The sequence below is a fragment of the Streptomyces bungoensis genome (genome assembly GCF_001514215.1).
Taxonomy (GTDB): domain Bacteria; phylum Actinomycetota; class Actinomycetes; order Streptomycetales; family Streptomycetaceae; genus Streptomyces; species Streptomyces bungoensis.
In genome coordinates this window covers 149,429-169,405 of record NZ_KQ948867.1, presented here as the reverse complement: position 1 = coordinate 169,405, position 19,977 = coordinate 149,429, and the positions used below count along the sequence as shown (strand labels likewise).

The 19,977-nt window shown below is 71.2% G+C and carries 22 protein-coding genes, 1 tRNA gene and 1 pseudogene; 13 read left to right on the top strand and 11 right to left on the bottom strand.

The window, feature by feature from the left end:
- Window positions 1–149 precede the first annotated feature (149 nt).
- On the top strand, window positions 150–2,480 hold the full coding sequence (locus AQJ66_RS28020; protein WP_061927610.1) for a transglycosylase domain-containing protein: 2,331 nt from the start codon (window positions 150–152) through the stop codon (window positions 2,478–2,480).
- A 181-nt stretch (window positions 2,481–2,661) separates the two neighbouring features.
- Here the strand turns inward: AQJ66_RS28020 and AQJ66_RS28015 are convergent, their stop codons facing one another.
- On the bottom strand, window positions 2,662–3,129 hold the full coding sequence (locus AQJ66_RS28015; protein ID WP_061927608.1) for a GatB/YqeY domain-containing protein: 468 nt from the start codon (window positions 3,127–3,129) through the stop codon (window positions 2,662–2,664).
- Between the two features lie 93 nt (window positions 3,130–3,222).
- Between AQJ66_RS28015 and AQJ66_RS28010 the strand changes: the two genes are divergently transcribed.
- The 3 genes from AQJ66_RS28010 to AQJ66_RS28000 all read left to right on the top strand — a co-directional run bounded on the left by AQJ66_RS28010 (window position 3,223) and on the right by AQJ66_RS28000 (window position 5,155).
- Window positions 3,223–4,149, top strand: a complete 927-nt coding sequence (locus AQJ66_RS28010; RefSeq protein WP_061927606.1) for a metallophosphoesterase — start codon at window positions 3,223–3,225, stop codon at window positions 4,147–4,149.
- A 107-nt stretch (window positions 4,150–4,256) separates the two neighbouring features.
- The gene (locus AQJ66_RS28005; RefSeq protein ID WP_061927604.1) at window positions 4,257–5,015 is read left to right on the top strand and encodes a Pr6Pr family membrane protein; all 759 of its coding nucleotides are present in this window, start codon (window positions 4,257–4,259) and stop codon (window positions 5,013–5,015) included.
- Window positions 5,016–5,081: 66 nt separating this feature from the next.
- Window positions 5,082–5,155 (top strand) — tRNA-Pro (locus AQJ66_RS28000).
- Window positions 5,156–5,251: 96 nt separating this feature from the next.
- Here the strand turns inward: AQJ66_RS28000 and AQJ66_RS40375 are convergent.
- A pseudogene (locus AQJ66_RS40375) lies at window positions 5,252–5,412 on the bottom strand (site-specific integrase); the annotation flags it as partial.
- 110 nt (window positions 5,413–5,522) lie between these two features.
- Between AQJ66_RS40375 and AQJ66_RS37840 the strand changes: the two are divergent.
- The gene (locus tag AQJ66_RS37840; protein WP_107119067.1) at window positions 5,523–5,837 is read left to right on the top strand and encodes a CPCC family cysteine-rich protein; all 315 of its coding nucleotides are present in this window, start codon (window positions 5,523–5,525) and stop codon (window positions 5,835–5,837) included.
- Between the two features lie 146 nt (window positions 5,838–5,983).
- Here AQJ66_RS37840 and AQJ66_RS27995 read toward each other — a convergent pair whose 3' ends face one another.
- Together AQJ66_RS27995 and AQJ66_RS40370 are read right to left on the bottom strand one after the other, a co-directional pair.
- The gene (locus tag AQJ66_RS27995) at window positions 5,984–6,166 is read right to left on the bottom strand and encodes a hypothetical protein (RefSeq protein ID WP_061927602.1); all 183 of its coding nucleotides are present in this window, start codon (window positions 6,164–6,166) and stop codon (window positions 5,984–5,986) included.
- 106 nt (window positions 6,167–6,272) lie between these two features.
- Window positions 6,273–6,449, bottom strand: a complete 177-nt coding sequence (locus AQJ66_RS40370; RefSeq protein WP_244162961.1) for a DUF5958 family protein — start codon at window positions 6,447–6,449, stop codon at window positions 6,273–6,275.
- A gap of 131 nt (window positions 6,450–6,580) precedes the next feature.
- Between AQJ66_RS40370 and AQJ66_RS27985 the strand changes: the two genes are divergently transcribed.
- Complete coding sequence (locus tag AQJ66_RS27985; RefSeq protein ID WP_061927599.1) at window positions 6,581–6,886, top strand: hypothetical protein; 306 nt, start codon at window positions 6,581–6,583, stop codon at window positions 6,884–6,886.
- A 20-nt stretch (window positions 6,887–6,906) separates the two neighbouring features.
- Here AQJ66_RS27985 and AQJ66_RS27980 read toward each other — a convergent pair whose 3' ends face one another.
- The 6 genes from AQJ66_RS27980 to AQJ66_RS27955 all read right to left on the bottom strand — a co-directional run bounded on the left by AQJ66_RS27980 (window position 6,907) and on the right by AQJ66_RS27955 (window position 10,609).
- The gene (locus AQJ66_RS27980; protein WP_061927597.1) at window positions 6,907–7,626 is read right to left on the bottom strand and encodes a SecDF P1 head subdomain-containing protein; all 720 of its coding nucleotides are present in this window, start codon (window positions 7,624–7,626) and stop codon (window positions 6,907–6,909) included.
- Window positions 7,623–8,171, bottom strand: a complete 549-nt coding sequence (locus tag AQJ66_RS27975; protein WP_061927595.1) for a SigE family RNA polymerase sigma factor — start codon at window positions 8,169–8,171, stop codon at window positions 7,623–7,625. Before AQJ66_RS27975 ends, AQJ66_RS27980 begins: the two co-directional genes overlap by 4 nt.
- A 153-nt stretch (window positions 8,172–8,324) precedes the next feature.
- A complete protein-coding gene (locus AQJ66_RS27970) occupies window positions 8,325–8,705 on the bottom strand; it encodes a VOC family protein (protein WP_061927594.1) in 381 nt (126 codons plus the stop codon).
- A 139-nt stretch (window positions 8,706–8,844) separates the two neighbouring features.
- Window positions 8,845–9,240 carry a hypothetical protein gene (locus AQJ66_RS27965; protein ID WP_061927676.1) on the bottom strand — a complete coding sequence of 132 codons (396 nt, stop codon included), beginning with the start codon at window positions 9,238–9,240 and terminating at the stop codon, window positions 8,845–8,847.
- 100 nt (window positions 9,241–9,340) lie between these two features.
- The gene (locus AQJ66_RS27960) at window positions 9,341–9,916 is read right to left on the bottom strand and encodes a lamin tail domain-containing protein (protein ID WP_061927592.1); all 576 of its coding nucleotides are present in this window, start codon (window positions 9,914–9,916) and stop codon (window positions 9,341–9,343) included.
- Window positions 9,917–10,252: 336 nt separating this feature from the next.
- Window positions 10,253–10,609 carry a DUF6233 domain-containing protein gene (locus tag AQJ66_RS27955; protein ID WP_061927590.1) on the bottom strand — a complete coding sequence of 119 codons (357 nt, stop codon included), beginning with the start codon at window positions 10,607–10,609 and terminating at the stop codon, window positions 10,253–10,255.
- 292 nt (window positions 10,610–10,901) lie between these two features.
- On the opposite strand from AQJ66_RS27955, the gene AQJ66_RS27950 reads away from it, so the two are divergent.
- The 4 genes from AQJ66_RS27950 to AQJ66_RS27935 all read left to right on the top strand — a co-directional run bounded on the left by AQJ66_RS27950 (window position 10,902) and on the right by AQJ66_RS27935 (window position 16,218).
- Entirely contained in the window at window positions 10,902–13,553 is a 2,652-nt protein-coding gene (locus tag AQJ66_RS27950; protein ID WP_061927588.1) for a WD40/YVTN/BNR-like repeat-containing protein, read from the top strand.
- A 209-nt stretch (window positions 13,554–13,762) separates the two neighbouring features.
- The gene (locus AQJ66_RS27945; protein ID WP_061927586.1) at window positions 13,763–14,101 is read left to right on the top strand and encodes a MerR family transcriptional regulator; all 339 of its coding nucleotides are present in this window, start codon (window positions 13,763–13,765) and stop codon (window positions 14,099–14,101) included.
- 253 nt (window positions 14,102–14,354) lie between these two features.
- A complete protein-coding gene (locus AQJ66_RS27940; RefSeq protein WP_007383480.1) occupies window positions 14,355–14,558 on the top strand; it encodes a cold-shock protein in 204 nt (67 codons plus the stop codon).
- Between the two features lie 160 nt (window positions 14,559–14,718).
- Window positions 14,719–16,218, top strand: a complete 1,500-nt coding sequence (locus tag AQJ66_RS27935) for a DEAD/DEAH box helicase (RefSeq protein WP_061927674.1) — start codon at window positions 14,719–14,721, stop codon at window positions 16,216–16,218.
- Window positions 16,219–16,306: 88 nt separating this feature from the next.
- On the opposite strand, the gene AQJ66_RS27930 is transcribed toward AQJ66_RS27935, so the two are convergent.
- On the bottom strand, window positions 16,307–16,618 hold the full coding sequence (locus AQJ66_RS27930) for an SHOCT domain-containing protein (RefSeq protein WP_167359190.1): 312 nt from the start codon (window positions 16,616–16,618) through the stop codon (window positions 16,307–16,309).
- Between the two features lie 267 nt (window positions 16,619–16,885).
- Here AQJ66_RS27930 and AQJ66_RS27925 point away from each other — a divergent pair, with 267 nt between their 5' ends.
- The 3 genes from AQJ66_RS27925 (at window position 16,886) to AQJ66_RS27915 (ending at window position 19,973) form a co-directional block, all read left to right on the top strand.
- Window positions 16,886–18,250: an alkaline phosphatase gene (locus tag AQJ66_RS27925; RefSeq protein ID WP_061927582.1), complete on the top strand. Its 1,365-nt coding sequence runs from the start codon at window positions 16,886–16,888 to the stop codon at window positions 18,248–18,250.
- 140 nt (window positions 18,251–18,390) lie between these two features.
- Window positions 18,391–18,891, top strand: a complete 501-nt coding sequence (locus tag AQJ66_RS27920) for an inorganic diphosphatase (protein WP_061927580.1) — start codon at window positions 18,391–18,393, stop codon at window positions 18,889–18,891.
- Between the two features lie 188 nt (window positions 18,892–19,079).
- Window positions 19,080–19,973 carry an SCO2400 family protein gene (locus tag AQJ66_RS27915; protein WP_063804097.1) on the top strand — a complete coding sequence of 298 codons (894 nt, stop codon included), beginning with the start codon at window positions 19,080–19,082 and terminating at the stop codon, window positions 19,971–19,973.
- Window positions 19,974–19,977: the final 4 nt, after the last annotated feature.

Here is a 19,977-nt window from a genome sequence, read left to right as displayed (position 1 = left end):
ACGCCTGTCCGGCGAATGAGAAGGTCGGCGTCCCCGCTTCGCCGTGCCGTGATGCGGGCATATGTCCCGGACATCACGATCCGGCACCCAAACACTTCGGGAACGGCCGCCTCACCGGAACGATCATCAGTACGGTTTAGGCTGCCCCCATGCCAAAGAAGCGCTCGGGCGGCGGACTCTCGGCAACGCAGCAGGCCGCCAAGTTCCTCGGTGTCAGTGTGCTGGCGGGAGCCGTGATGGCGGGCATCGCGCTGCCCGCGGCCGGCGCCCTCGGTCTCGCGGCGAAGGGATCGGTCCAGAGCTTCGACGAGATCCCGGCCAACCTCAAGAGCCCCCAGCTCAGCCAGCGCACCACGATCCTGGACAGCCGGGGCAACCAGATCGCGACCGTCTACTCCCGCGACCGCACGGTGGTGGACCTCAAGGACATCTCGCCGTACATGCAGAAGGCGATCGTCGCGATCGAGGACTCGCGCTTCTACAAGCACGGCGCGATCGACCTCAAGGGCGTCCTGCGCGCCCTGAACAAGAACGCGCAGGAGGGCGGGGTCGCGCAGGGCGCCTCCACGCTCACCCAGCAGCTGGTGAAGAACTACTTCATCGAGGAGGCCGGCGACGACCCGACGAAGGTCGCCGAGGCCACCCAGCAGACCCTCGGCCGCAAGATCCGTGAGCTGAAGTACGCGATCCAGATCGAGGAGAAGCTCGGCAAGAAGAGGATCCTCGAGAACTACCTGAACATCACCTTCTTCGGCGAGCAGGCCTACGGCGTCGAGGCGGCCGCCCAGCGCTACTTCTCCAAGCACGCCAAGGACCTGAACCTGCAGGAGTCGGCGCTGCTCGCCGGCATCGTGCAGTCCCCGAGCCGCTACGACCCGGTCAACGACGAGGCCGAGGCGACCAAGCGGCGCAACACCGTCCTGCAGCGCATGGCCGAGGTCGGCGACGTCTCCCAGGCGGAGGCCGACCGGGCGAAGGAGAAGCCGCTCGGCCTGCACCCGAGCAAGCCGAGGAACGGCTGCATCACGGCGACCGACGGCGCCGGCTTCTTCTGCGACTACGTGCGCGAGGTCTTCCTGAACGACCCGGTCTTCGGCAAGTCCCGGCAGGTCCGGGCCAAGCTGTGGAACAAGGGCGGCCTGACGATCCGTACGACGCTCGACCCGCAGGCACAGCAGTCCGCGCAGTCGTCCATCAAGAACCACGTCTACAAGAGCGACGCGGTGGCGACCGCGGCGACCATCGTCGAGCCCGGCACCGGCAAGATCCTCGCCATGGGGCAGTCGCGGCCGTACGGCTTCGACAAGCACGAGACGCAGATCAACCTGTCCGTGAACCAGGGCATGGGCGGCGGCGCCGGATACCAGCCCGGTTCGACGTTCAAGCCGATAGTGGCGGCGGCGGCCATCGAGGGCGGCAAGCCGGCGACCCAGCAGTACTCGTCGCCGTACCAGATGCCCTACCCGAGCCCCGTGGCCGCGTGCGACGGCAAGACGTGGCGCAACGACCCGCGCAAGCCGGCCAAGCTGACGAACGAGAACACCTCGGAGCACGGGCCGTACGGCATGAAGGAGGCGACCGCCAAGTCGGTCAACACCTACTACGTGCAGCTGATCAGCGACATCGGCATCTGCCCCGTCATCGACATGGCCAAGAAGATGGGCGTGGAGCGCGCGGACGGCCGCAAGATCGACCAGGCGCCGTCCATCGCGCTCGGCACCCAGGAGATGTCCCCGCTGACGATGGCGAACGCGTACGCCACCTTCGCCTCGCGCGGCATGTACTGCACGCCGATCGCCATCGAGTCGATCACGCAGAAGATCGGCAGCCGGCAGAAGTCGCTCCAGGTGCCCAAGTCGACCTGCTCGCGCGCGATGTCGGAGAAGACCGCCGACACGGTGAGCACGCTGCTCAGGGGCGTCGTCGAGGACGGTACGGGTCAGCAGGCCGGCCTGGAGGACCGCCCGAGCGCGGGCAAGACGGGTACGACGGACAAGCGCTACGCGGCCTGGTTCGTCGGCTACACCCCGAACATGGCGGGCGCGGTCTGGGTCGGCGACCCCGCGCACCGGCGCCAGATGGTGGGCATCACCATCGGCGGCGTCCCGTACGACAAGGTCTTCGGCGGTGCGGTCCCCGGACCGATCTGGCGCGACATGATGGCCGGCGCCCTGTCGGGCAAGCCCGTGGAGGACTTCAACCTGGTCGACATCCCCGACGACAACAACGGGGACGGCCAGGGAAAAGGCAGCGGGGGGGACAACGGGGGCAAGAACGGGGACAACTCGGGGGGACTGATCGGCGGACTGATCGGCGGACCGACGGACGGGGGAACAACGGGGGCAACAACCGGGGGAAGCACGGGTGACACCACCGGCGGCGCCTTCCCGACGCCGACCTTCTCCCTCCCCGGCAACTTCATCCAGGGCCAGACCAACGGCGGGACCAACGGGAACGGCAACGGGGGCCAGCGCGGCTGACGCGTCACCCCTCCGGGCCCTCGGGCCTTCCGACACGGCGGCGGGGCTCGGGCCTTCCGACACGGCGGCGGGGCCGCACTCCGATCAAGGGGTGCGGCCCCGCCGCCGTAATCGCGTCACGGCCTTCCGGGCTTCCGGGCTTCCGGGCTTCCGGGCTTCCGGGCTTCCGGCGTGCGGCTTCTCAGCCCTGCAGCAGCTTCTTCACCGCGGCGGCGACGCGGCCGCCCTCGGCCTGGCCGGCCACCTTCGGGTTGACGATCTTCATGACGGCGCCCATGGCCCGCGGCCCCTCGGCACCGGCCGCCTTCGCCTCCTGCACGGCCTGGGCGACGATCGCGTCCAGCTCCTCGTCGGACAGCTGCTTGGGCAGGTACGCGGCGAGCACCTCGCCCTCCGCCTTCTCCCGCTCGGCCGACTCCGCGCGACCACCCTGCGCGAAGGCCTCGGCAGCCTCGCGGCGCTTCTTGGCCTCCTTGGTGATCACCTTGAGGACCTCGTCGTCGGACAGCTCCCGCTTCTCCTTGCCCGCGACCTCCTCCTTGGTGATCGCGGTGAGCGTCAGCCGGAGCGTCGAGGAGCGGAGCTCGTCGCGCTCCTTGATCGCGGCGTTGAGGTCTTCCTGCAGCTTCGACTTGAGCGTGGTGGTCATGCGATCGATTGTCGCAGGTACGGCGGTCCGCACGCGCTCCGTTTTGCCGGGCGGCGATCCCGGGGCCGCCGCCGTATCTGACACGATGGTCATATGCGCGCGCGATACGGAGTACCTCTGGGAATCATGGCGGCCGGCGCCGCCGGTCTCGTCTACGCGGCAGGCTTCGAGGCCCGCTCCTTCCGTCTGCGGCGGGTGACGGTCCCGGTCCTCCCGCCGGGCATGCGCCCGCTGCGCGTCCTGCAGGTCTCCGACATCCACATGGTCGGCGGCCAGCGCAAGAAGCAGCGCTGGCTGCAGTCGCTGGCGGGGCTGCGCCCCGACTTCGTGATCAACACGGGCGACAACCTCTCGGACCCCGAGGGCGTCCCCGAGGTCATGGACGCCCTGGGGCCGCTGATGGAGTTCCCCGGCGCCTACGTCTTCGGCTCCAACGACTACTACGGCCCCAGGCTCCGCAATCCCGCCCGCTACCTGTTCGAGAAGGCCAGCGGCCGCCACGGACTGAACGGCAACGCGCCGGCCGTCGGGGTGATCCACAATCCCTGGGAGGACCTGCGGGACGGCTTCGACGCGGCGGGCTGGCTGAACCTGACGAACACCCGCGGCGTCCTGAAGGTCGAGGGCGTCTCCATCGAGCTCACCGGCCTGGACGATCCCCACATCAAGCGGGACCGGTACGCCCGGGTGGCGGGCGGCCCGTCCGGTACGTACGACTTCTCGATGGGCGTCGTGCACGCCCCGTACCTGCGCGTCCTCGACTCCTTCGCGGCGGACGACTACCCGCTGATCCTGGCCGGCCACACGCACGGCGGCCAGCTGTGCGTCCCCTTCTACGGCGCCCTGGTCACCAACTGCGACCTGGACACCGACCGGGTGAAGGGCCTCTCCACCCACACCGCCGAGGGCCGCACGTCCTACCTCCACGTCTCGGCGGGCTGCGGCACCAACCGCTACACCCCGGTCCGCTTCGCCTGCCCTCCGGAGGCGACGCTGCTGACGCTGGTGGGGCGGGAGTAGGGGCTGGGGCGGCGGGGAGCCGTACGGAACGGCTCGAGGAACAGGCCTTCACCCGTACAGGTCATCCCATATCGCCCCATCGGTCCTCGCCTCCCTAGCGTGGGGGCATGACGGCCCCGATACCCAGGGACATCCCGGACCTCCCCGCGATCCCGGGCGCGCCCTTCCTGCAGCCCTCCCCGGTGCCGGCCTCGGCGGTGGTGGCCCCGGTCCGCCGCCCCCTGGCGGCGGCGTTCCGCCTCGCCACCGCCCTCACGGCAGCGGCCGGCGTCACCCTGGCGATGCTCGTGAGCACCCCGGCCCGGGCCCTCACCTACTTCAGCGTCCAGGCGAACATCGTCCTGGCCGCGGTCATGCTCCTGTCGGCGTACCGGGCGTGGCGGCCCCGCCGTCCCCTGCCGGCGTCCGTGACCGGCGCGGCGCTCCTCTACGTACTGGTCGCGGCCCTGTCGTACCACCTGCTGCTGCCCCACACGACGCCCCCGTTCTCCATGACGGACGCGACCGCTCCCCCAGCCCGCTGGCACGCCCCGTGGGGCACGCTCCAACTGCTCCACACGGTGGCCCCCGCGGCGGCCCTCCTGGACTGGCTGCTCCTCACCCCCGCGCCCCGCCTCCACCTGCGCCACACGGCGACCTGGCTGCTCTTCCCCCTGGCCTACCTGGCCTTCTACCTCACGCGAGGTGCCGTCCTCGCACCGTCCGCCCCCGCCCGCTACCTCTACCCCTTCCTCGACGCCGAGGCCCACGGCTACCGCAGCACCCTCGCCAACGCCCTCCTCCTCGGCCTCGCCGTCTACGGCCTCGCGGCCCTCCTGGTCGCCCTGGACCACACCCGCCCGACCCCGGTCCGGCGCCACCTCTGAATCGGATTTCGTCTCCGGCCACCAGTGGGCTAAAGTAAACGACGTCGCCGCGACGAGCAGCGACACCGGGGTGTAGCGCAGCTTGGCAGCGCGCTTCGTTCGGGACGAAGAGGTCGTGGGTTCAAATCCCGCCACCCCGACAGCCGTAACAGCAAGAAGACCACCTAGGAACGTTCCTAGGTGGTCTTCTTGTTTCTGCCGGGTGTCTCTCTGCGTGACTACCGCTTCCCGCGTGCCTACGGCCGCCGTTCCTGCGTGCCGAAGATGCCGTCCATTCCACGGCGCCGGTCTGGATCACGGGCCGGATCTGCTTCCGGTAGACCTCCTCGGTCACGGCCGTCCCCGAGTGCCCGACGAGCCGCTTGATCTCGTCCAGCGGCACGCCCCGGTGGGACAGGCGTGGTCCCAGGTGAGCGCTTTCCGCGTACGCGATCTTCCAAAACCAGGACTGTAGATCGGGCGGCATATCCGGATGCGCAGGCAGCGGCACTTCGCCAGGATGCGGCCGTGACTGAACCCTTCATCAACGTGAACCGCGGCCCACAGGGCGGGCCCTATCGGTGTCCGTGCTGTGGCTACCTGACGCTTGCCGAGCGCGGCCTCTATGAGATCTGCCCCGTGTGCTTCTGGGAGGACGACGGCCAGGACGATCACGACGCCGACAGGGTACGCGGTGGACCGAACGGCCGGCTGAGTCTGACTGAGGCCCGTCGGAACTTCCACGCCATCGGCGCCTGCGACGAGCGGCGCATCCAGTTCGTTCGGGGAGCCACTGCCACAGGAGCATCCGCTCTCCTGATATCACCGGTTGACGGGCCGTGATCGATTACACGGCCGCAGGTCAGGGCCCCAGCCCTTCACTTCTTCGGGTACTGACGTGCCAGGCCAGCCCGGAGAGCGGCACAGTCGTTGCTCAGCAGCACGGCCGCACTGCTTGGTGCCCGCGCCGCGAACCACGACGCCAACGGCTAGACCCCCAAGACGCGGAATCCGACGAAGATCGACAAGGGCAGGAGCGTGCCGAGCACCAGCCCCCATAGGACACTGCCCCGCCAGCCTGCGCCGCCGACCAGGAAAACAAGGGCGAGCAAAGCTGCAAAAGCCAGATACTCCCAGAAGAACGCCTGGAACCAGAGGAAGAAATCGGACACCCCACCCCCGATCGGACAGATTATGGGCTGGCTCCAAGGTCAGACGGAAGCCCCGGCGATATTCAAGCTCACGAGGCGCCCGAACTTCAGCGCCCAAGGCCTTGGCCTATCCGTCTGCGTTCCCGTCAGCATCACCGCCGGCGTGTGGGTGGGGCGGATGCCGGAAACGCGCGATGCTCTCCGGCACGTCCCCCTCGCGGGCTCGGGCCTGCCCGCAGAACAGCACCAGTGCGCGAAGGACCTTGCGTTGGTCGTCCTCTGAGAGGCCCTCGAACCACTCCACGCCCTCGGTCACCGGTCTACGCCCCTGTGCGAGTTCGTTCAGGATCACCTCGTGTGCGTACAACACAGACCTTCACCCCCATGGTCCAGAGTGACGGTACGCGCACGGACCACCTATGAGCGTCGTCGGTGATGACCACGTTCGGCCCGCTTCTGTGGACCGACGTCACCTCGCTGCCGTTCTCCACCAAGGACTACCCGGAACGGACGTCGGCGAGCGTGAACCGCGTGGCCGTCTTCGGTGGCAACGGCTCGGTCAGCGCATCGGTCCTCGCGAAGATCGGTTCGTCCGTCAGCGTGGGTGACCACTACGTCTGCACCCCCTACTACAAGGGAGTCGCACCGCAGAGCCCCACGGCCCAGCCCCTGGCCGCCGGGAGCGACAAGCCCGCTCCGAGCCCGGACCTGACGCCGCTTCAGGTGACGGTCGAGAGGTAGCGCTCGAAGGACGCGGCCGCTCACCTGCCGGGATCCAGCCGGCGGGCGAGGTCGTGGGCGGTGGCGCTGGTGAGGTCACCGACGTGCGCCCCGACGATCTCGAAACGGCCGCCGGTGATCGAGGTGGTCACGAAGGGGTTGCCCCAGAGCCTGCCGTCGATGACGACGGCGAATCCGTTGCGCGGGGCCGGAGCCGCCGCGATGGAGCCGGTGAGGGCGGCGAAACGGGTCCGGTCGGCGGGGCTGAGGGTCACCTCGACCTGCCAGGTGCCGTCGACGGTGCTCTTCTCCGCCTTCGCGGAGGTGACACGGACGTCGGTCATGCCCCTGGCCCGGTCGGCGTGGACGCACAACGCCGGCTGGGTCGGGGTCGCCCGCACGGTGTAGCCGTCGCTGCCCTGGGCGCAGGCGTGCTCCACGGACGAAGTGACCGGCAGGAGGGAGACCGGGGCCGCCGTCCCGGTGTTCCCGGTGCCGTCCCCTGCGGCGGGCTCGACCACGTGCGCGCGCTGGGGCGTGCCCTCCGCGACGGCCACCCAGGCGGTGGCGACCACGGCGGCCGCGACGGCGCCGACCCCGGCGCGGGCCAGCCGCTGCCGCCGCCGGGCGACCCGCAACGCGCCGTCGGCCAGACCGACCGCATGGGCACCGGCGGCGTCACCGCCGCTCTCCCGGACATGGGCGTGCAAGGCGTCGTGCAGCAGCGTCTCGTGCAGCGGGTGTTCGGTCGAGTCGTTCATGCGATCACGCCCCTTCCGGAGGCAGTGCAAGGGGAGACCGACGGCCCTGTCTCGGCCAGGGTGGCGCGGAGAGAGGTGAGGGCCTTGTGGGTCTGGCTGCGGACCGTTCCCTGGGCGACGCCCAGGATCGCGGCGATCTCGTTGTCCGGCCGGTCCTCGAAGTAACGCAGCACGATCACCGCACGCTGGCGCTTGGGCAACCGCCGCAGCGCGGCCATGATGTCCTGCCGCTGGACCACGGTGTCGGCCCAGTCGGCGACCTGCCCGGACGGCTGGTCCGGCAGGGTGTCCGTGACCGTCTCCCGCCCCCAGCTGAGGAGCCGGAAGCGATCCACCTGGGCGTGGTAGAGAGCCCGGCGCACATAGATCTCCGGCTGCTCCCGGTCACGCAGCCTCGACCAGCGCCGAGCGGTGGAGGCGAGCGCGGTCTGGAGCAGGTCCCGGCCCTGCTCCCAGTCCCCGGTCAGCAGGTAGGCCGTGTGCAGCAGCGATCTCGACCGCGCCGCCACGAACTCGCGGAACTGGCGTTCCTCGTCGGCGTTCAATGCGCCCTCCCTCGTTCCCCTGTAAAGACGGGTGGGGAAGAGGGTTCGACTGCCCTGCCGGTCGGACTTTCCCGACCACGACGCCGCCACGCGTCGGCTGTCGGGTGCCGTACAGCGACGAGGTCGCCCCGGCACCGCACGGACGCGGAGCCGTCAGAGCGGGTTGAGGCGCGCCTTGAGCAGGCAGAACTCGTTGCCCTCGGGGTCGGCGAGGACGTGCCACTGCTCCTCGCCGGTCTGGCCGATGTCGGCCGGGCGCGCGCCGAGCTTCAGGAGGCGTTCGAGTTCGGCGTCCTGGTCGCGGTCGGTGGCGTTGACGTCGATGTGCAGCCGGGACTTGCCCGGCTCCGGCTCGTCCCTGCGGCTGAGGAAGATCGTCGGCTGTGCGCCGCCGAAGCCCTCGCGCGGCCCGATCTCCATGCTGCCGTCCTCTTCGCGGTCGAGCACCACGAAGTCCAGGACCTCGCACCAGAACCGCGCCAGCACCTCCGGGTCGCGGCAACCGAGTACGAGCTCGCTGATACGACATGCCATGGGCGAAACCTGCTCTCAGCGTGGGAACTGCCAGGCGGCCGCACGGTGCTGTGCGGCTCCCCGCGGTGGGAACACGCCCGAGACCGTAGCGGGCCGGGCAGGCAGGTGCGAGAGGTTTTCGGGGGCCGGCCGTGTGCGATCAGGAAAGCGCGGGCACGAAGCCACCCCGCGCGGCGCCCGAGGACAGCAAGGCCGACCGGTCGAGTGCCTCGGGCAGCCGGTCCAGGGACATGACGACTGCTCCGCCGGCCCGCTCCGCATCCGCGCACCAGTCGCCCATGCCGCTCGGTGCCGTGCCGGCGTCCGTCCCGCCGACCACCGGCGCGGCGAGAGCGGGGAGGACGAGTCCGTGGTCGCCCGGTCCGTCCACGACGCACAGGGTGAGTCGGGGGACGATGCTCCATCCCTCGCACAACCGCGCCTTCCCGCCCGGCGCGGTCAGCGGCGGGAGGGCGTCGTGTACGGGTGCCCCGGCCGGCAGGAGCACGGGCGTGGCACCGCGAACGAGCAGGGTGTTCTCAGGATCCAGCAGCACGGGACCGGCTTCGCACGTAGCGAGGTGGGCCACCCCGTGGAAGGAGTGGCCCACCCGTGCGCGCTCGGTCGCCGGCTGGTGTCAGCCGTCGGCCGGGAGGTCAGTGGCGGTTTCCGCCGCGGTGGTCGTCGTCGTGGCGGTGGTCGCCGTCGTGGCGGTGGTCGCCGTCGCGGCGGTGGTCGCCGTCGCGGCGGTGGTCGCCGTCGCGGCGGTGGTCGTCTCCCCAGGAGACGGCGTCGATGAAGCGGCCGTGGTCGTTGCGCAGGGTGGCGGTGTCGCCGTTGTGGTCCCACACCTCACGGCGCCGGTCCTGGTAGACGTCGGTGCGGGTGTCCCGGCCGAAGCCGGTGTGGACCCGGACCGTGGCCCGGCCCTGGAGCCACACGTGGTGGAAGGTGTAGGTGCGGCCTTCGTCGTCGGAGAGGGTCCAGCCGTTCAGGTTCACGGTCCGGCGCGTCGCGTTGGTGATGTCCACCCACTCCCTGTTGAGGGAGCGGTGGCGGTCGTCGCGGCCCGGGGCGTCGGCCCGCACGCCGCTGATGTAGACCGCCGCGCGGCGCTGGTGGTCGCCCGGGTGGTGGTCCGCGGCCGCGGCCGGCAGAGCCACGGCGCCCACGGTGGCGGCCGCGATCGCGGCGGTGGCGGTCAGGCGACGGACGGATGAAGAAACGGACACTTCGGTCCCCCTTCGAGGGTGCCCACACCCGGCCGACGCAGCCGTGGAACGGCAGGTCAGGCGGGTGCGCTGTGCTGGTGTACGACCGGCCGGCCGCACAGCCACACCCTGCACCCCGCACCTCCGCGTTGTGAGGAAAATGCGAAGGGTATTACTGATCCGGCAGATTTCTGTAACTCTCGCATTCAATGACCATTTATGTCCTGAATGCTCGATGTTGACGGGGTCTCGCGGGCGGCACGCCCGAAATTAAGGGCCCCAGGCAACCATCCGCCAGCGCCCGCCACCCCGTCACCCGGAACGCGTTCACCCGAAAGTGAGTAACAGCGGCAGCTCCTAATCCAGGACGCCCAGCTCGGTGTCCGGACGGCAGTGCGGGCACGCCGGAACCTGCTGCCGCAGCGCCTCCACCGCCTGCTCCCGGGTCACCGGCCGGCACCGCCCGCTCCGCTTCGCCGCCCAGCAGTCACCGGCGTGCACCGCGTCCACGTTCGCCCTGCTCAGGCCGTACTGGATCAGCCAGTCCGCCGCCCTCGCCCGCCGGGCCCGGGCCGCCCGCAGCTCCACCTCCCGCTGCTCCTCGTCCGCGATCCACCGGTCGATGAGGGCCAGCTGCCGCACGGCCTGCTGCTCCACGACACGGCGGGCGAAGCGCAGCATGTCGAGACGGGTCGGCGGACGGGGGTCGTTCACATGTTCGATAATAGGAGGTGTGCCGCCCGGCGGCACCCGAGGGGGCCCGGAGTCGGCGCGCCTGGGCCGGTCGCCAGTAACGGAAGAACGGGCGGCCGCGCTGCACCGAATAAGGCGACATGGCGAACGAGGCCATTTTTGGCAATCGTTACGTTTGTCAGACTATAAATTCGCTGTAAGACCCTGTGGTTGGGGCAGGGCACGGGAGTACGGTTCCGGCGCTCGGCAGTAGGAGATCAAGTGCGGCCGTAGGGGCGGCCGCGGCTTACGCCGAAGAAGCCGGAGACAGTGCATGCGTGTGTATTCCGCACGGCGCAGACCGCGCCGCGGAGCGGAGAGCGGCGGTCGGGCGGCGTTCGCCCTGGTCGCCGCCGCGCTCCTGATAGCGGGGACGGGATCCGTCACCGCGTACGGAGCGGACGGGACGGGATCGAGCCGCCACGACACGGCGGGCGACGAGTCCCACGAACTGATGGAGTCCCTCGACGCGTTCAACGAGCCGAGGCTGTCCCCCAGCGACCAGGTCGCGCCGGGCGCGTACGCCGACGCCTGGGCGCACATCAAGAACATGCCGGTGAGGTCCGGCGGTTGGTCCGAGGTCACCACCTCGCCCTACAACGAGGACGCGCTGCACTACCGCGACCACTCGGCCTCCAACTCCGGCGGTGGGGCGGGCCATTCGGCGGGCCGCATCGCCGCGCTGGCCACCGACCCGACGCACCAGGGCGTGGTCTACGCGGGCGCCGCCAGCGGCGGTGTGTTCCGCTCCACCGACGACGGAAAGACCTGGACGCCGATCGCCGACCGGCTGCCCGCCCTGTCCGTGGGCGCCCTCGCGGTCGGGCCCGACGGCTCGCTGTGGCTGGCCACCGGCGAGGCGACCACCGCGTCCGACAACTACCTGGGCAGCGGCGTCTACCGGCTCGCCGACCCGGTCACCGGCACCTTCGGCGAGGGCGACAAGGTGGGCGGTACGGAACTGGACTCCGCCTCCATCCACACCGTCACCTTCGACAAGGCCGCCGGCTACGTCTTCGCGGCCTCCTCGCACGGCCTCTTCCGGCGGCCGCTGTCGGCCGGACAGGACGCGGCCTGGACGAAGGTCCTCGCTCCCTGCGCGGGTGTCGGCATCAGCGGGGTGGGCTGCGGAGTGGACAGCCACTACGCGGACATCGCCAACGACGTCGCCGTGCAGCCCGGCAGCGGCGGCAAGAAGCTGCTGGCCAACGTGGCCTGGCGCAGCGGCGCCGACTACAACGGCTTCTACTACTCCGACGACGCCGGCACCACCTGGAAGCGCGCCAACCCGACCGGGGCGATCAACCCCGCCGAGATCGGCAACGCCGCCTTCGCCTACGCGGCCGACGGCAGCAGGCTGTACGTCTCTATGGAGTCCCCCAAGCTCCTCAACAAGTCCTCCGGCTCCGGGGTGTACTCCGTCCTCGCCGGCGTGTACGTCAGCCAGAGCGGCAACGCGAACGGCTCGTTCAAGCAGATCGCCACCTCCTCGTCGCTGTCCACGTCCGGCTCCGCGATGAAGGTCAACGAGATCGGGACCGGCTACCAGCCCGGCTCGCAGGCCTGGTACGACCAGGTCATCGCGGTCGACCCGACCGACCCGAACCACGTCTACCTCGGCCTCGAGGAGATGTTCGAGTCCCGGGACGGCGGCGCCACCTGGAAGGCGATCGGCCGCTACTGGGACTTCGGCATGAAGTGCTTCTCGTACGACCCGGCCGCGAACTCCTGCGACGGCGACGTGATGCACTCCGACCAGCACGCCCTCGCCCTCTCCCAGTGGAAGGGCGGCATGCCGGAGGTGTTCGTCGGCAACGACGGCGGCGCCTACGCCCGGCCCACCGCGCAGACCGCCGCCGGCTGGCGCAACCTCAACGAGTCCGGCACGCTGCGCAACCTCCAGTACTACTCGGTGCGCGCGGGGAAGATGACCGACGGCAGCGGCGAGGCGGTCTGGGGCGGCCTGCAGGACAACGGCGTCTCGCTGCTCGCGCCCAAGGGCGCCACCTACCAGGGGCAGCAGCTGAACCCCGACGGGAAGATGGTCTCCCCGTTCGGCGGTGACGGCGGCGACCAGCTGGTCAACCCGGACAACGGCTGCCAGACGGTCGGCGAGTACGTCGACCTGGCCCTGCAGATCACGAACAACTGCGGCTACACCGCCAGCGACGACGGCTCCGAGGACGTGATCACCGACATCGCGCCCGGCGACCCGGGGGCCCGCTTCATCGCCCCGTTCGGCGCGGACGAGACCGACCCGAACGGCCTGTGGGTCGCGGGCGGCCAGTACGTCTGGGGCAACACCCAGACCTGGAAGAGCACCTCCGGCGCCGACTGGACCAAGCTGTACGACCTGGGCGCCGGCCACTCCGCCACGGCGATCGCCAGCCGCGACCACGTGACGTGGGCGGCCTGGTGCGGCCCCTGCTCCCGGGTCGACGGCACCTTCGGGCGGGGCATCGCCACCAACCACGGCGGCTCCTGGCACCAGGTGGACCTGCCCGCCGCCTTCCCGAGCCGCTACGTCTCCGGCCTGACCATCGACCCGTCCGACGCCTCCGGCAGGACGGTGTACGCGGTGGTCAACGGCTTCTCGCGGCACTGGAACGAGGGCCCGGGCGCCGGCTACGGCCACGTCTGGAGGACCACGGACGGCGGCGCCACCTGGGCCGACGTCAGCGGCGACGCCTCGGCCTCGGACTCCTTCCCCGACGCCCCGGCCAACGCCGCGCTGATCACCAAGGGCGGGACGCTCGTCGTCGCCACCGACCTGGGCGTGTTCACCAGCACCTCGGCGGGCCACTGGGCGCGCCTGGGCACGAACCTGCCCACCTCGCCGGCGGTCTACCTGTCGCCGAGCCCGGACGGCAGCCAGGTGTACGTGGCCACGCACGGCCGCGGCATCTGGAGGACGCAGGCGCCGTGACACCACCCGCGGTACCGGCATGCCGCGCCCGTCGCTGACCCGGAGGCGCCCGGCAGCCTGCTCTTCGGGCACGTCTGACCGACGGCGCCCGGTGGCTCCCCGGCCACGGCCGGGGACCCACCGGGCGTGCCGCGGAAATCTGTCATGGCCGGACCACATGTGCTCGTCCGCCGGGGTTAGGGTTGTGGTGACTCCGGAACGAAGGTGCCATGCCCGCCGAGAACCCCCCTGTCGCCGGCAATCTCGACGATGACGACTACCCCGCCTACACCATGGGGCGGGCCGCCGACGTCCTCGGCACCACTCCCGCGTTCCTCCGGGCCGTCGGCGAGGCCGAGCTGATCACGCCGCTGCGCTCGGAAGGCGGCCACCGGCGGTACTCCAGGCGCCAGTTGCGGGTCGCCGCCCGCGCCCGTGAGCTCGTGGACCAAGGGACGCCCGTCGAGGCCGCGTGCCGCATCGTCCACCTGGAGGACCGGCTGGACGACGCCCTCCGCTCGAACGAGGAGATGCGCCGGAAGCTGGACGAGCACGGCCCGGAAATCTAGTGCCGCCGGCACAGAGTTGTGTACTGCCGCCGGGTGAAGGTTTCTGCGTGTTTCCCACGTACGCCTGAAACCCGTGGGGTTTGCAGCGGGACTGTGTTAGCGTGATAGCAGTTGCAGTTTTGGTTACCAGAGACTCGTACTTGCTACTTGTTTCTTTGCAGAGCTTTCCGGATCTTTCCGGAGGGGTGATCATCGCGGCGACTCGGATCCGTAAAGTGCGGAATCCGGCACTGCCCCCCAAGGGAGATTCAATATGGCATCTGGCACCGTGAAGTGGTTCAACGCGGAAAAGGGCTTCGGCTTCATCGAGCAGGACGGCGGCGGCGCTGACGTGTTCGCCCACTACTCGAACATCGCCACCTCCGGCTTCCGCGAGCTTCAGGAAGGCCAGAAGGTTACCTTCGACGTCACGCAGGGCCAGAAGGGCCCGCAGGCCGAGAACATCGTTCCCGCCTGATCTGACGCGATCGTCGCGAGCCCCGCGGCTCGCGCATCACGTGGCTGGGGCCCGCACTCTTGGGGTGCGGGTCCCAGCCCGTTTCCGTATTCCGTTCGGCTCGCTCTTGCGAATCCTCGTGAACCTCGCGCGGCTCCGTACCGCCCCGAGGAATTCCTCGATACGTGCCGCATCGAGGAGGGTTCCCCCCATCAGCCGCACCCGCTCATCCACCCGTTTCGGCCACTCCCGGGCACAGGAGACACGACGCCGAAACCCCCGTTCGGCCGACAGCCGCGCGGGCGGCCAGGGAGCGTCGCGCTCCGCCGCGCGCCCCCGCGAATTCGCCCTGCCGGTCACCCTCACCGAACCGCTCCCGCCGGTCGAGATGTTCGACGAACTGGACATGCCCGCGGAGCTGCTGACCGCCCTGCGCAGCGAAGGCGTGACCGTCCCCTTCCCGATCCAGGCGGCCACACTGCCGAACGCGCTCGCGGGCCGGGACGTCCTGGGGCGCGGTCGCACGGGCTCGGGCAAGACGCTCGCCTTCGGCCTGCCGGTGCTCGCCCGGCTGCACGGGCAGCGGGCCCAGGCCCGGCAGCCGCTCGCCCTGGTCCTCGTCCCCACCCGGGAACTGGCCCAGCAGGTCACCGACGCCCTCACCCCCTACGCCCGCGCCCTGCGGCTGCGCCTCGCCACCGTGGTGGGCGGCATGTCGATAGGCCGGCAGGCGAGTGCGCTGCGCGGCGGTGCCGAGGTCGTCGTCGCGACCCCCGGACGGCTCAAGGACCTCATCGAGCGGGGCGACTGCCGGCTCGACCAGGTCGGTGTCACCGTCCTGGACGAGGCCGACCAGATGGCCGACATGGGCTTCATGCCCCAGGTGACCGCACTGCTCGACCAGGTCGCGTCCGGCGGGCAGCGGCTGCTGTTCTCGGCCACGCTGGACCGCAACATCGACCTCCTGGTGCGCCGCTACCTGCACGACCCCGTCGTGCACTCGGTCGACCCCTCGGCCGGGGCCGTCAGCACCATGGAGCACCATCTGCTGCACGTGCACGACGCCGACAAGCACGCCACCGCCACCGAGATCGCCGCCCGCGACGGACGCGTGATCATGTTCCTGGACACCAAGCACGCCGTGGACCGGATGGCCAAGCACCTGCTGTCCGTCGGGGTGCGCGCCTCGGCGCTGCACGGCGGCAAGTCCCAGCCGCAGCGGAACCGGACTCTCGCCCAGTTCAAGGACGGCCACGTCACCGTCCTGGTCGCGACCAACGTCGCCGCGCGCGGCATCCACGTCGAGGGCCTCGACCTCGTCGTCAACGTCGACCCGCCCGCCGACCACAAGGACTACCTGCATCGAGGCGGCCGTACGGCCCGCGCCGGTGAGTCCGGCACCGTCGTCACCCTGGTCCTGCCGCACCAGCGGCGTGCGGTGGACCGCATGGTGGCCGACGCCGGAATCACCGCGGCGAGCGCACGGGTCCGTCCCGGCGAGGCCGAACTCGGCCGCATCACCGGCGCCCGGATGCCCTCCGGCGTGCCCGTCACCATCCCGGTCCCCGCGCCGGCCGCCGCCGAGCGGCGTGAACGCCCGGCAGGGGCCGGTCGCGGCCGGGGCGGTCGAGGCGGTTCGCGGAACCGTCGCGCCACCCCGAGGACGCGCACCGGCCAGTGACGGTCCCGTCCGGGGCGGCTCTTCGACGGTGGGCCACGGTGGCGTGGCCCCCTCCGCCCCGGACGGGCCGGCGGTCGGGACCCTTCGGTCAGCGCGGCCTCGGCGCGTGGGCGGCGAGGTGCTCGCGGGCCTGGGTGTAGGTGTCGGTGTCGATCTCGCCGGAGGCGTAGCGGCGGTCGAGGATCTCCTCCGGGGTCTCCCGGTGCCCCTGCTCCCGGCCCGGAGCCTCCCAGTGCTCCCAGCCGTTCCGGCCGTGGCCGCGCTCGCCGCGGTCACCGCGGTCGGAGGAGGGGCCGTGCGTGAGGCGGATCACCGCCCACACGGCCAGGGCGATCAGCGCGATCCACACCAGGGGCATGAGGGCCATCCACGCCCAGCCGCCGCCGTTCCAGTACATCACCGGGCTCACCTCCTCGGGAGGACTCTCCCTCCACTCTCCGCGCGCGCGGACGCGTAGCGCAGGGCCCTTCGGCCTCGGCTCCCGGGCCGCTCGGTACCCCATCGCCTCACCGCCCCCCGGCTCACGGGGGTCCCGGCCGCTCAGGCGTGTCATGTACTGGATACGCCTCCTCGACCAGCCATTTACCCGTGCTTTGCCAACACCTGGTGATCTGACTCCCGTTCCGTTCCCCGCACCCGCCCGCCGGGCGCCCCAAGGAGTCGTTTCATGCCCAGACCCATCCGCCGTCACCTCACGGTCGCCACCGCGCTGGTCGCCGCCACCACCGCCGCCGTGGCGGTCACCACCACCGCCGGCGCCTTCGACGGCGAGAAGCAGGCGAAGAGCGCGATCCAGGGCGGGAAGGCGAAGAACGTCATCCTGCTCATCGGTGACGGCATGGGCGACTCGGAGATCACGCTGGCCCGTGACTACACCGTCGGCGCCCGCGGCCGGCTGAACATGGACAGGTTCCCGCTCACCGGCGCGTACACCACCTACGCGGTGCACGCCGACGGCACCCCGGACTACGTCACCGACTCCGCCGCCAGCGGCACCGGCTGGGCCACCGGCACGAAGACGGTCAACGGCCGCATCTCCAAGACGCCGGGCACCGACAAGGCCGTCCGCACCATCCTGGAGCTGGCGCAGAAGAACGGGTACGCCACCGGCAGCGTCACCACCGCCGAGGTCACCGACGCCACCCCGGCGGTGCTCGCCTCCCACGTCACCGACCGCTCCTGCCAGGGCCCGGCCGACATGGCGAAGTGCCCCACCGACACCCTCGCGGCCGGCGGGCCGGGCTCGATCGCCGAGCAGTCCGTCAACCACAAGGTCGACGTCCTCCTCGGCGGCGGCAGGCAGCGCTTCGAGCAGAAGGTCACCGACGGCAGGTACAAGGGCCTCACCGTCACCCAGCAGGCGCAGCAGCTCGGCTACCAGGTCGTCACCGACGACGCCGGCCTGAAGAGCGCCAAGCCCGGCAAGCCGGTGCTGGGTCTGTTCGCCGGCGGCAACGTGCCCACCGAGTGGACCGGCAGGGCGGCCGCGGTCGGCGGCACGGACCCGCAGCGGTGCGTCACCTCCAACCCGAACCGCCCCTCCACCACCCCGAGCCTCGCGGACTCCGCCACCAAGGCGATCCAGCTGCTGGAGGCCAAGCAGAAGGCCAGGCACGCGAAGCAGGGCTTCTTCCTGCAGATCGAGGGCGCCTCGATCGACAAGCAGGACCACGCCGCCGACCCCTGCGGCCAGATCGGCGAGACCGCGGCCTTCGACCGCGCGGTGAAGGTCGCCCGCGCCTACGCGGCCAAGCACCCCGACACCCTGGTCGTCACCACCGCCGACCACGGCCACACCAGCCAGATCGTCCCCCTGGAGGCCACCCCGCCCGGCCTGTCCTCCACGCTCGTCACCGACGAGGGCCAGCAGCTCAAGGTCAACTACTCGACCAACACCCCGGGCCAGTCCCAGGAGCACACCGGCACCGAGGTCCGCATCGCCGCCCAGGGTCCGCAGGCGTACCGCGTGCTCGGCGTCACCGACCAGACCGACCTGTTCACCACCCTCCGCGAGGCGCTGCGCCTGCGGTGACGCCCCGGCGGAGGGGGACCGTCGCCACCGGTCCCCCTCCGCCGGACTGGCCCGGAACCGGGCGGGGCGCCCACACTGGAGGGGCGGGAGAGGCAGGCAGGGCAACGGCTCGTCGCCCGCGACGAGGCAAGGAGGGCGTCGTGGAGTTCCTCGTGACCGTCGAGATCCCCCAGGGTTCCCGCAACAAGTACGAGATGGACCACCGGCTGCACCGCATCCGGCTGGACCGTCTGCTGTTCACCTCCACCAAGTACCCGGCCGACTACGGCTACATCGACGGCACCCTCGGCCAGGACGGCGACCCGCTCGACGCCCTCGTGCTGACGGGCGAACCCACCTTCCCCGGCTGCACCGTGGAGTGCCGGGCCGTCGGCATGTTCTGCATGCGCGACGAGCAGGGCCCCGACCAGAAGGTGCTGTGCGTGCCCGCCCACGACCCGCGCTACGCGGACCAGCAGGACATCGGTGACATCCCCGAGTTCGACCGGCTGGAGATCACCCACTTCTTCGAGGTCTACAAGGACCTCGAGCCCGGCAAGTCCGTCGAGGGCTCCCACTGGGAGGGCCGGGACGCGGCGTACGAGGAGATCGAGGCTTCGCGCGCCCGCGCCGCCGGGAGCGAGGACGCGGCGAAGGGCTGACGCCGTCGGCGCGCATCCCCCATGACTCCTGATCCAGGAATCCGCTGGGAATGTGTGCAGGAGAGCCACACGGGGTGCACACAGTCTTCCGAAAGCCTCGTTAGCGTTGCTGGCCGCTCGACCCCACGTGCGAACGTGGCCAGGCCCCGGCCCAGGCAGCTGGAGCCGCCGACTGAGGAAGACCGCGAATGGACTACTGCTCCTCGTGCCGCCGCCACCTGAACGGCGCCCTGGTGTGCCCCGGATGCGGCGCCTACGCCCCGGACATCGCTCCCCCGACGGCCATGGGCAGGAGCACGGGCACAGGGACGGGCACAGGTATGGGCATAGCTACGGCGGAGGACTCCTGGTACGACGACGCCCCCGCCGAGGCGGCGGCCACCGCCGCCGACGGGGCTCCGCGCTTCCAGCCCTCCGGTGACGTGGACGGTGCCCCGCCCGCGCCGCGGGGCCGGGCGGCGCGGCGGCGCCAGCTGGCGCGCTGGAAGAAGAACAAGCGCAGGGCCGCGGTCGCGACCGCCGTCGCGCTCGTCGGCGGCGGGCTCACGCTGGCCTCGATGGACCGGCAGTCCGGCGACCGGGCCCAGGCGGCCGCGGCACCGGACGACCACAGCATGGGCGCCCGGGACGGAGAGGCCTCCGCCGACACCGGCCCGGCCACCCCCGAGTCGGGCACGCACCGCTCCTCGCACGGCACCGCACCCCGGCACGCGCGGCAGCCCGCGTCGGCCGGCTCCGGCCGGCAGTCCCTCGCCGCCGCACCCCACACCGCCTCGCCGAACACCCGTACCGACGCCGCGGCCACCGCTCCGCTGCCCGCCCGGACCCCGGCCACGCGGCAGGGCGCCGCTCCGGCCTCCGGCAGCACCAACACGGGCGGCACGGCCTCGGGCGGTAACGACACCGCCGGTTCGGGCACGTCGGCCCAGCAGCCGGCCGACCCCGCCCCCGCGCCGTCCACCGGCACCGGGTCGGACACGGGTACGCCGACCACCACGTCCCCGTCCACCTCCACGACGAGCCCCTCCTCGGACCCCACCTCCCCGTCCCACCTCTGCCTGCTCGTGGTGTGCCTGGGCTGAACCC